Source organism: Azospirillum sp., assembly GCF_035628975.1.
Classification (GTDB): Bacteria; Pseudomonadota; Alphaproteobacteria; order Azospirillales; family Azospirillaceae; genus Azospirillum.
Genome location: NZ_DASPIS010000086.1, coordinates 39841 through 49048, shown reverse-complemented (window position 1 = coordinate 49048; position 9208 = coordinate 39841). Strand labels below are relative to the sequence as shown.

Genomic DNA, 9208 nt, shown 5'->3' with positions numbered 1-9208 from the left:
CGTACGAGGGTCTGGTAAAGCGGCAAACACCTTCGCGTACCACGACATCGGGGGGCTCCTTCCCTGAACGCCAGAGCCTCCCTACTGAATCCTTTTCAGCCCGCCGCGCTACCCTCTTTTCTCAAATGCGATTCCCCTGGGCAGTCCCCTCTCCCGCCGAAGGCGGGGGAGGGTTAGGGAGGGGGCAAAAGCTCAGCTCAACCCGCCCCCTCACTCCACCATGTAATCCCGCACCAGCAGCTCGGCGATCTGCACGGCGTTCAGCGCGGCGCCCTTGCGCAGGTTGTCGGCGACGCACCAGAAGGACAGGCCGTTCTCCACCGTGAAGTCGTCGCGGATGCGGCTGACGAAGACCGGGTTGTCGCCGGCGACCTCCACCGGGGTGACATAGCCGTCGCCGGTCTGCTGGTCGACCACCGACACGCCGGGGGCGGCGCGCAGGACGACACGGGCCTCCTCGGCGTTGATCGGCTCCTCCGTCTCGATGTTGATCGACAAGGCATGGCCGATGAAGGTCGGCACACGGACGCAGGTGGCGGCGACCTTGATCTTGGGATCGAGGATTTTCTTGGTCTCCACCATCATCTTCCACTCTTCCCTGGTGGAGCCGTCCTCCATGAAGGAATCGATTTGGGGGATGACGTTGAAGGCGATCTGCTTTGGGAAGACGCTCTTGGCGATGGGATCGTTGACGAAGATGGCGCGGGTCTGGGTGAACAGCTCGTCCATCGCCTCCTTGCCGGCGCCCGACACCGACTGGTAGGTCGACACCACCACGCGGCGGATTTTATAGCGGTCGTGCAGCGGCTTCAGCGCCACCGCCATCTGGATGGTGGAGCAGTTGGGGTTGGCGATGATGCCGCGCTTGCGATAACCGGCCAGCGCCTCCGGGTTCACCTCTGGCACCACCAGCGGCACGTCGGGGTCCATGCGGAAGTGGGAGGTGTTGTCGATCACCATGGCACCGGCGGCGGCAGCGCGCGGCACATGCACGGCCGACACCTTGGCGCCGGGCGACGACAGCACGATGTCCACGCCATGGAAGTCGAACTTGTTGAGATCCTCGACCTTGAGGATGTCGTCCTCGCCATAGGACACCTCCTGGCCGATCGACTTTTCGGAGGCGAGCGCGATGACCTTGTCGGCCGGGAACTTCCGTTCGGCCAGCGTTTGCAGGATCTCGCGCCCGACATTGCCGGTGGCGCCGATGACCGCGACGGTATAGCCCATGACGGTGGTTTCCTTCTGCCGAATGTCCGCGAATACAAGAATGGTGCCGGGGGGCGTTAGGAGCTAGGCGCTTTCCCCGCGAATTGCAACCCGTCGCCTTATGAAACCTGCCCTCCGGCCGGGTTGACAGGCCATGGAAGGCGGCGGGAAGATTCCATCCCTCGACAGTGCCCGCCCTCAACAGCGCCCGAATGGGCCTCCAGGGAGACATCACGGATGACCAGCTTCAAGCGCGGCCTTATTGCGCAGACGGTTCTTGGCGCCGCCGCTCTCGCCCTCGCCGGTTTCGCCGCCCCCGCCATCGCCGACACGCCGAAGGACGCGCTGGTGATGGCCTGGCAGTTCGACGACATCGTCAGCCTCGACCCGGCCGAGATTTTCGAACTGTCGGGGGCCGAATACAGCGCCCAGGTCTATGACCGGCTGGTCCATTTCGACGTCAACGACGTCAGCAAGATCGAGGGCGAGGCCGCGGAGAGCTGGACCGTGTCGCCCGACGGCAAGACCTTCACCTTCAAAATCCGCGACGGCATCGCCTTCCATTCCGGCAACCCGCTGACGGCGAACGACGTGGCGTGGTCCTTTGCCCGCGCGGTGAAGATGAACAAGGGTCCGGCCTTCATCCTGACCCAGTTCGGCCTGACCCCGGACAATGTCGAGCAGATGGTCCGCGCCACGGATCCGCGCACGCTGGTCTTCACCACCGACAAGGCCTATGCACCGACCTTCGTGCTCTACTGCCTGACCGCCGACGTGGGCTCCATCGTCGATTCCAAACTGGTGAAGAGCAAGGAGAAGGACGGCGATTTCGGCGCCGGCTGGCTGAAGACCGCCTCCGCCGGCTCCGGCCCCTTCGTCCTGAAGCAGTGGAAGGCGAGCGAACTGCTGACCTTCGACGCCAACCCGAAATATTGGCGCGGTGCGCCGAAGCTGAAGCGCGTTCTGATCCGCCACATCCCGGAGCCGGCGACCCAGCGCCTGCTGCTGGAGAAGGGCGACGTCGATGTCGCGCGCAACCTGAAGCCGGAGCAGTTCGAACCGCTGAAGTCCAGCGACGCCATCCGTCTGGTCCAGGCGCCGAAAGGCACGCTGTGGTATCTCAGCCTGAACCAGAAGAACGCCACCCTGGCCAAGCCGGAGGTGCGCGAGGCGTTCAAGTATCTGGTCGACTATGACGGCATGGCCGGCACGATCATGAACGGCATCGGCGCCGTCCATCAGGCCTTCCTGCCCAAGGGCTTCCTGGGCGCCGTCAACGACAATCCCTACAAGTACGATCCGGCCAAGGCGAAGGAGCTGCTGGCGAAGGCCGGCTATCCCGATGGCTTCACCGTCAGCATGGACGTGCGCAACACCAACCCGACCCAGGACATGGCCCAGGCGATCCAGGCCAGCGCCGCCAAGGCCGGCGTGAAGATCGAGATCATCCCCGGCGACGGCAAGCAGGTGCTGACCAAGTACCGCGCCCGCAACCACGACCTGATGATCCAGCAGTGGGGCGCGGACTATCAGGATCCGAATTCCAACGCCGACACCTTCGCCTCCAACCCGGACAACAGCGACAACGCCAAGTCCAAGCCGCTGGCCTGGCGCAACGCCTGGGACATCCCGGAACTGACCAAGAAGACCGCCGCCGCGGTCGAGGAACGCGACAGCGCCAAGCGCGCCCGGATGTACGAGGAACTCCAGCGCTCGGTCCTGGCCGACTCGCCCTTCGTCATCATGTTCCAGCAGACGGAGATGGTGGCGGAGCGCAAGACCGTCAGCGGCCTCGTCTGGGGTCCGAGCTTCGACACCAACTATTACTGGAAGGCCGAGAAGAAGTAAGGATGTAACGGTGAAATCCCCCTCTCCCCCCCGGGGAGAGGGAATTCACCCCCAGGCCCGTGCATCCTCCACCACCACGGCGAGGCTGTCGGACAGGCCGGTCAGCACGCCGCGCTGGATGTCGGCCGCCGGCACCACGCCGCCCTTGCCGTCCGGCAGGTCGCGGGTGGCGGTGGCCGACGCCACGACCGTCACCCGCCAGCCATGATCCACCGCAGACCGCACGGTGCTGCTGACGCAGTTGTGGGTCATGAAGCCGGCGACGATCATCTCGGTCCGCCCGGTGTCGCGCGCCACCGTCTGCAGGTCGGTGCCGGCAAAGGCGTTGGCGAGCTTCTTGACGATCACCGGCTCGCCATCGCGCGGCGCCACCGCCGGGATGATCTCCGCCATCGGTCCGGTCGGGTCGAAGACCGGCGCGCCCGCCGCGGTGTGGTGGACAATGTGGATCACCGGCACGGCATGGGCGCGGGCGAGGTCCAGCAGCGCCGCCGCCTTCTCCACCGCCGCATCGACACCCGACAGCCGCAGGGCGCCGTCGGTGTATTCGCGCTGAAGGTCGATCAGCACCAGCACCGCCTTGTCCAGCGGAGCCGGAGTGTTCGGCGCGCCGGCGATCTGGCGCAGGGTCTTGGCGGTTTGGGTCGTCATCGGGTGGTGCTCCGCGTTTGTTCGAGCGTTGATGGAGGCGATGCTGCCCCGTTCACCGATGCGCAGCCATCCGCTATCCTTGCACCATGACTGTTCAGAAATTCACAAGCCCGTTGGACTGGGACGACCTGCGCGTCTTCCTGGAACTGGCGCGGGCCGGCAGCCTGTCGGCGGCGGCGCGCAGCCTGCGGCTGAGCCACGCCACGGTCGGGCGCCGGCTGGCCGCGCTGGAGTCCGCGCTCGGCCGCAGCCTGATGGAGCGCCGACCCGAGGGCTATGTCCTGACCGATGAGGGCGAGAGCGTCCGCGCCCTGACCGAGGCGATGGATGAACGGGCGCAGGCGATCCGCCGCCGCGAGGGTGCAGACACCGGGCTGACCGGCACCGTGCGGCTGACGATGACCCAGGCGCTGGCGGACATCTTCCTGATCCCCCGCATGGGGGCCTTGCGGGCGGCCAACCCCGGCCTGGACCTGGAGATCATCGTCGACAACCGCACCCTCAGCCTTGCGCGGCGGGAGGCCGATCTGGCGATCCGGCTGGCCCGGCCGCAGCGCGGCGATCTGGTCGGGCGGCGGCTGGCGACGCTGGGCTATGGGCTCTACGCCGCGCCGGACGCGCCCGACACGCTGATCGCCTATGACGAATCGATGGCGGAATTGCCGGAGGCGCTGTGGCTCGACCGCCATGGCGGCGGCCGGCGCGTCGCCTTCCGGTCCAACAGCGTGCAGGGCCAGCTTGCCGCAGCAGTCGCCGGCTTTGGCACCGCCTTCCTGCCCTGCATGCTGGCGGACGGCGTGCCGGGGCTGGAACGCCTGCCGTTGTCCGGCCCGCCGTTGACACGCGAGGTCTGGCTGCTGGTTCACCGCGACCGCCGCGAGGTGCCGCGGGTGCGGGCGGTGATCGAGCATCTGGTGACGGTCTTCACCGCCGAGCGGGCGCGGCTGAAGGGAACCGCCGTCGCTCAGTAACGCGCCGCCATGAAATACAGTCCATCGGGCGGACAGGTCGGCCCGGCTTTGGCGCGGTCACGGGCCTCCAGCGCAAGGCGGACATCGTCCGCCTTCCATTTGCCGGCACCCACCAGTTCCAGCGTGCCGACCATGTTGCGGACCTGATGGTGCAGGAAGGAACGCGCGGCGGCATGAATGCGGATCTCCTCGCCCTGGCGCTCCACATCCAGCCGGTCGAGCGTCTTCACCGGCGACTTCGCCTGACACAACGCAGCGCGGAAGCTGGTGAAATCATGCTGGCCGACCAAGACCTGCGCCGCCTCGTGCATCGCTTCGGCATCCAGCGGGCGGGTGACGTGCCACGCACGGCCGGCGTCGAGGGCCAGCGGCGCACGGCGGTTGACGATGCGGTAGACATAGGCGCGGCCGATCGAGGTCAGGCGGGCGTGAAAGTCCTCGGTCACCGCCTCCACCTCCAGCACGGCGATGGGGGCCGGCTTCAGGTGGAAGTTCAGGGCGTCGCGCAGCTTCAGGCCGGTGAAGGGCTTTTCCAGGTCGAAATGGCAGACCTGCCCCAGCGCATGCACGCCGGCGTCGGTGCGGCCGGAGCCATGGACCCGCACCACCTCGCCGGACAGGCGCTGCACCGCTTCCTCCAGGCTCTGCTGGACGGAGGGGCCGTTGTCCTGGCGCTGCCAGCCGACGAAGGGACGGCCGTCATACTCGACGGTCAGTTTCCAGCGCTGCACGGCGGTCAGTCCGCGACGGTTTCGGCGGATACGGGGGCGGAGACCGGCTGCCCGACCGCCAGCGCAAAGCCGCGCAGGAAGGCCGCGCCGTCCACCGGCGCCTTGCCGGGACGCTGCACCTTGACCAACCGCACCGCGCCATCGGCGCAGGCGACCGTCAGCCGGTCGTCCAGCAGCGTGCCGGGCGCGCCCTTGCCGGAGGCCGGCTCAGCGGCCAGCACCTTGATCCGCTCACCGTTCGCCGCCCCATTGGCGACATCGAACCAGCAGCCCGGCCAAGGCGTCAGCGCGCGGACCTGCCGCTCGACGTAAGCGGCGGGCTGGGTCCAGTCGAGCCGGCCATCCTCGCGCGTCAGCTTGGCGGCGTAGGTGACGCCCTCTTCGGGCTGCGGCACGGCGGCGAGCGTTCCGGCGGCCAGACCTTCCAGCGCCGGAGCGATCATGCGGGCGCCGAGCGCCGCCAGTTCGTCATGCAGGCTGCTGGCGGTGGTGGCGGGGGTGATCGCCACCGCTTCCCGAGACAGCATGGCGCCGGTGTCGAGCCCGATATCCATCTGCATGATGGTGATCCCGGTCTCGGCATCGCCGGCCAGGATGGAGCGCTGGATCGGCGCCGCCCCGCGCCAGCGCGGCAGGAGCGAGCCATGCACGTTGACGCAACCCAGCCGCGGCGCATCCAGGATCGGCTGCGGCAGGATCAGGCCATAGGCGGCGACCACCGCCGCATCGGCCTTGAGGTCTGCGAACTCGGCCTGGGCCTCGGCGTTGCGCAGGCTCTTGGGCGTGCGCACGAGGATGCCGTGCTCCTCGGCGAAGCGGTGGACTGGCGATTTCTGCACCTGCTGGCCGCGGCCGGCCGGGCGCGGCGGCTGGCTGTAGGCGCAGACGACCTGATGCCCCGCCTCGATCAGCGCGGCAAGGCTGGGCACGGCGAAGTCCGGCGTGCCCATGAAGACGAGACGGAGCGGGGTCATCGAATCAAATCGCCGATCTGTTTTTGGGCGGGTCAGGCCGTCGCCTTCTGCATCTTCTGAACCTTCTTCAGCAGAATGTTCCGCTTCAGCATCGACAGGTAATCGACGAACAGAACGCCGTTCAGATGGTCGATCTCATGCTGGATGCAGGTGGCGAGCATCCCGTCGGCCTCGATCTCCTGCTGCTGGTTCTTTTCGTCCAGATAGCGGACGCGGATGCGCTGGGGACGGGTGACCTCGGCATACTGCTCCGGCACCGACAGGCAGCCCTCCTCGCAGATCGCCTTTTCGTCCGACGACCAGACGATTTCCGGGTTGGCGAGGCGGATCGGGTTCGCCGGCTCGCCCTTTTCATGGACGTCGACGACGATGACGCGGTCGAGCACGCCGACCTGCGGGGCGGCCAGACCGATGCCGTTGGCGTCGTACATGGTCTCCACCATGTCGTCCATCAGCTTGACGACGCGCGCATCCACTTCGGCGACGGGTTGCGCCTTGCGCTTCAGGATCGGATGCGGGGCGACGAGGATCGGAAGACGGGCCATGGGTGCTCGATGATGATAGGGGGAGTTCAAACGGACAAAGTAGGCGGACCAAGTGTTTTGGTCAAGGAATCGGACCGGCAGGAACGCGGGCTAAAGCAGTCCGCCGAGCAGGGTTGCACCGAACGCCGCTTGGGCGTAGTCGATGCCGATCATGCATGACGCGACCACCGCCCCCTCCCCTTCCCCGCGCTGGACCCAGGACGCCGCCTTGGCGCTGGTGTTCCTGACCCGCCTGCCCTTGCCCCCAATCGGCCCGCTCAACGGACCGCTGGCCGAAGGCGCTTCGGCGCGGGCGATGGGGTGGTTTCCGCTGGTGGGGGCGCTGGTCGGGCTGGCCGGCGGTGCCGTGTTCGCATTGGCGGCACTGCTGAACCTGCCGCCGCTGGCCGGGGCGCTGCTGGCCTTGGCGGCGACGGTGCGGCTGACCGGCGGACTGCACGAGGACGGCGCGGCCGACGTCGCCGACGGATTCGGCGGCGGGCGCGATCTGGCGCGCAAGCTGGAGATCATGCGTGACAGCCGGGTCGGCAGCTATGGCGTGCTGGCGCTGGTCTTCTCGGTCGGCATCCGTGCGGCGGCGCTGGCGGCCCTGCCGGTGCCGGCGGCGGTCGCAGCGCTGGTGGCGGCGGGCGCTCTGTCGCGCTGCGGACTGGCGGCGATGGCGCGCGTCCTCTCCCCGGCGCGGCGTGACGGGCTGGCGGCGGCACAGGGACGGCCGGCGATGGCGACAGTGCTGCTGGCGCTCGTCTTCGGCATCGCGATTGCGGCGGTGGCTCTCGGCGGGCTGGCCCTGCCGGCGATGGCGGCATCCCTGCTGGGGGTGGCCGCGGTGGGCGCGCTCGCCAGGCGCCATCTCGGCGGACAGACCGGCGACGTCTTCGGCGCGTCCCAGCAGGTGGCAGAGGCCGCGGTCCTGCTGACCCTTTCCTCCTTCCTGGGGTCCGCCCTCATTGGAGCAGCGGCATGAACGCGGTGAGCCTCACCCCCCTGACCGTCACCCGCTGGTGGCTGATCCGCCATGCGCCCGTCCACAACCCCGACAACGTCATCTGCGGGTCGAGCGACCGCGAGGCCGATACCGGCAACCGCGCGGCGGCGGCGGCGCTCGCGGCCGGTCTGCCCGCTGACGCCCTGTGGCTGACCAGCCCGCTCCGCCGCAGCCGGCAGACCGCCCAGGCGCTGTGGACCCGCAATCCCCGCCTTGCCGACACGGCGGTGGTGGAGCCGGCGCTGGCGGAGCAGGATTTCGGCGCGTGGGAGGGCATCAGCCACGACACCGCGGCGATGCGCGATGCCGAGGCGGCGGCGCGCTTCTGGCGCGACCCGGCACGCCACGCGCCGCCCGGTGGCGAGAGCTTCGCCGCGGTGATGGACCGTACGGCGGCGGCGCTGCGGCGGCTGACCGACATCCATGTCGGACGCGACGTGGTTGCGGTGATCCATGCCGGAACCATCCGCGGCGCGTTGGCGCTGGCGCTGGATCTGACGCCGGAGGCGGCGTTGCGGCTGCGGATCGACCCCTGGTCGCTGACCCGGATCGACCACTACCACGCCGGGACAGGATCCTGGTCGGTCGGGGGAGTGAACGCTCAACCCGGAACCTTCTGACCACGAAAGGCGTTCCCCTGTCTCCGCTGGGCTACCGAACGAGAGGCAGACCATGGTCCATAGCACCACCGCCGGCCACAGCCCTGACCAGGGTGAAGTCAAGAAGCTCTGGGAGATGATGAAGGGCGTCCAGGTCGCGATGATGACGACGCTGGACGACAACGGCCGGCTGAACTCCCGTCCGATGGCGACTCTGTCCCATGCGGGTTTCGAAGACGGCACCTTGTGGTTCTTCACCCGCGCCCATTCCGAAAAGGTTGCGGAGATCGACCGCCACTGGCGCGTCAACCTCGCCTACTCCAACCCCGACAAGCAGGATTACATTTCGGTTTCAGGCGTCGCCGAGGTCGTGCGCGATCGCGACAAGATCCGCTTCCTGTGGCGCGACATCATGAGCACCTGGTTCCCCCAGGGTCCGGATGATCCGGAGGTCGCCCTGCTGAAGGTGTCGGTCGATCAGGCCGAATACTGGGACAGCCCGTCGAGCACCATGGTCTACGCCTATGGCTATGTGAAGGCGAAGCTGACCGGCCAATCGCCGGACCCCGGCGACAACGCGAAGATCGCGTTTCAGTAAGGCGCATCTGAAAGAGCGGGCCTGAAATGAAAACGCCCTCCCTGCCGACCGCGAGGCCGACAGGGAGGGCGTTTTCATTCGAGGGTCAGAAGCG

10 protein-coding genes are annotated in these 9208 nt (G+C 68.0%); 5 read left to right on the top strand and 5 right to left on the bottom strand.

Annotated features, from left to right (window positions below):
- Nucleotides 1-210: 210 nt before the first annotated feature.
- Nucleotides 211-1230 (bottom strand): aspartate-semialdehyde dehydrogenase, encoded by a 1020-nt coding sequence (locus VD964_RS18825; RefSeq protein WP_324870049.1) that lies wholly within the window; start codon nucleotides 1228-1230, stop codon nucleotides 211-213.
- Nucleotides 1231-1446: 216 nt separating this feature from the next.
- Here VD964_RS18825 and VD964_RS18820 point away from each other — a divergent pair, with 216 nt between their 5' ends.
- Nucleotides 1447-3057, top strand: a complete 1611-nt coding sequence (locus VD964_RS18820; protein WP_324870048.1) for an ABC transporter substrate-binding protein — start codon at nucleotides 1447-1449, stop codon at nucleotides 3055-3057.
- A 45-nt stretch (nucleotides 3058-3102) separates the two neighbouring features.
- Here the strand turns inward: VD964_RS18820 and VD964_RS18815 are convergent, their stop codons facing one another.
- Nucleotides 3103-3708, bottom strand: a complete 606-nt coding sequence (locus VD964_RS18815) for a cysteine hydrolase family protein (RefSeq protein ID WP_324870047.1) — start codon at nucleotides 3706-3708, stop codon at nucleotides 3103-3105.
- Between the two features lie 113 nt (nucleotides 3709-3821).
- On the opposite strand from VD964_RS18815, the gene VD964_RS18810 reads away from it, so the two are divergent.
- Nucleotides 3822-4679 carry a LysR family transcriptional regulator gene (locus VD964_RS18810; RefSeq protein ID WP_324870046.1) on the top strand — a complete coding sequence of 286 codons (858 nt, stop codon included), beginning with the start codon at nucleotides 3822-3824 and terminating at the stop codon, nucleotides 4677-4679.
- On the opposite strand, the gene truA is transcribed toward VD964_RS18810, so the two are convergent.
- Genes truA through def form a run of 3 tightly spaced genes read right to left on the bottom strand, consistent with a single transcriptional unit; the run spans nucleotide 4673 to nucleotide 6929 of the window.
- Nucleotides 4673-5410 (bottom strand): tRNA pseudouridine(38-40) synthase TruA, encoded by a 738-nt coding sequence (truA, locus tag VD964_RS18805; RefSeq protein WP_324870045.1) that lies wholly within the window; start codon nucleotides 5408-5410, stop codon nucleotides 4673-4675. The two genes, VD964_RS18810 and truA, sit on opposite strands and share 7 nt — an antisense overlap.
- A 5-nt stretch (nucleotides 5411-5415) precedes the next feature.
- A complete protein-coding gene (fmt, locus tag VD964_RS18800) occupies nucleotides 5416-6384 on the bottom strand; it encodes a methionyl-tRNA formyltransferase (RefSeq protein WP_324870044.1) in 969 nt (322 codons plus the stop codon).
- Nucleotides 6385-6416: 32 nt separating this feature from the next.
- Entirely contained in the window at nucleotides 6417-6929 is a 513-nt protein-coding gene (gene def, locus VD964_RS18795; RefSeq protein WP_324870043.1) for a peptide deformylase, read from the bottom strand.
- 142 nt (nucleotides 6930-7071) lie between these two features.
- Between def and cobS the strand changes: the two genes are divergently transcribed.
- From cobS to VD964_RS18780, 3 genes are read left to right on the top strand one after another with little or no spacing between them, the layout of a single operon-like run.
- Nucleotides 7072-7896, top strand: coding sequence for an adenosylcobinamide-GDP ribazoletransferase (gene cobS, locus VD964_RS18790; protein WP_324870042.1), 825 nt, complete (start codon nucleotides 7072-7074; stop codon nucleotides 7894-7896).
- Complete coding sequence (locus VD964_RS18785) at nucleotides 7893-8537, top strand: histidine phosphatase family protein (protein ID WP_324870041.1); 645 nt, start codon at nucleotides 7893-7895, stop codon at nucleotides 8535-8537. Before cobS ends, VD964_RS18785 begins: the two co-directional genes overlap by 4 nt.
- 52 nt (nucleotides 8538-8589) lie before the next feature.
- Complete coding sequence (locus VD964_RS18780) at nucleotides 8590-9114, top strand: pyridoxamine 5'-phosphate oxidase family protein (RefSeq protein ID WP_324870040.1); 525 nt, start codon at nucleotides 8590-8592, stop codon at nucleotides 9112-9114.
- Nucleotides 9115-9208: the final 94 nt, after the last annotated feature.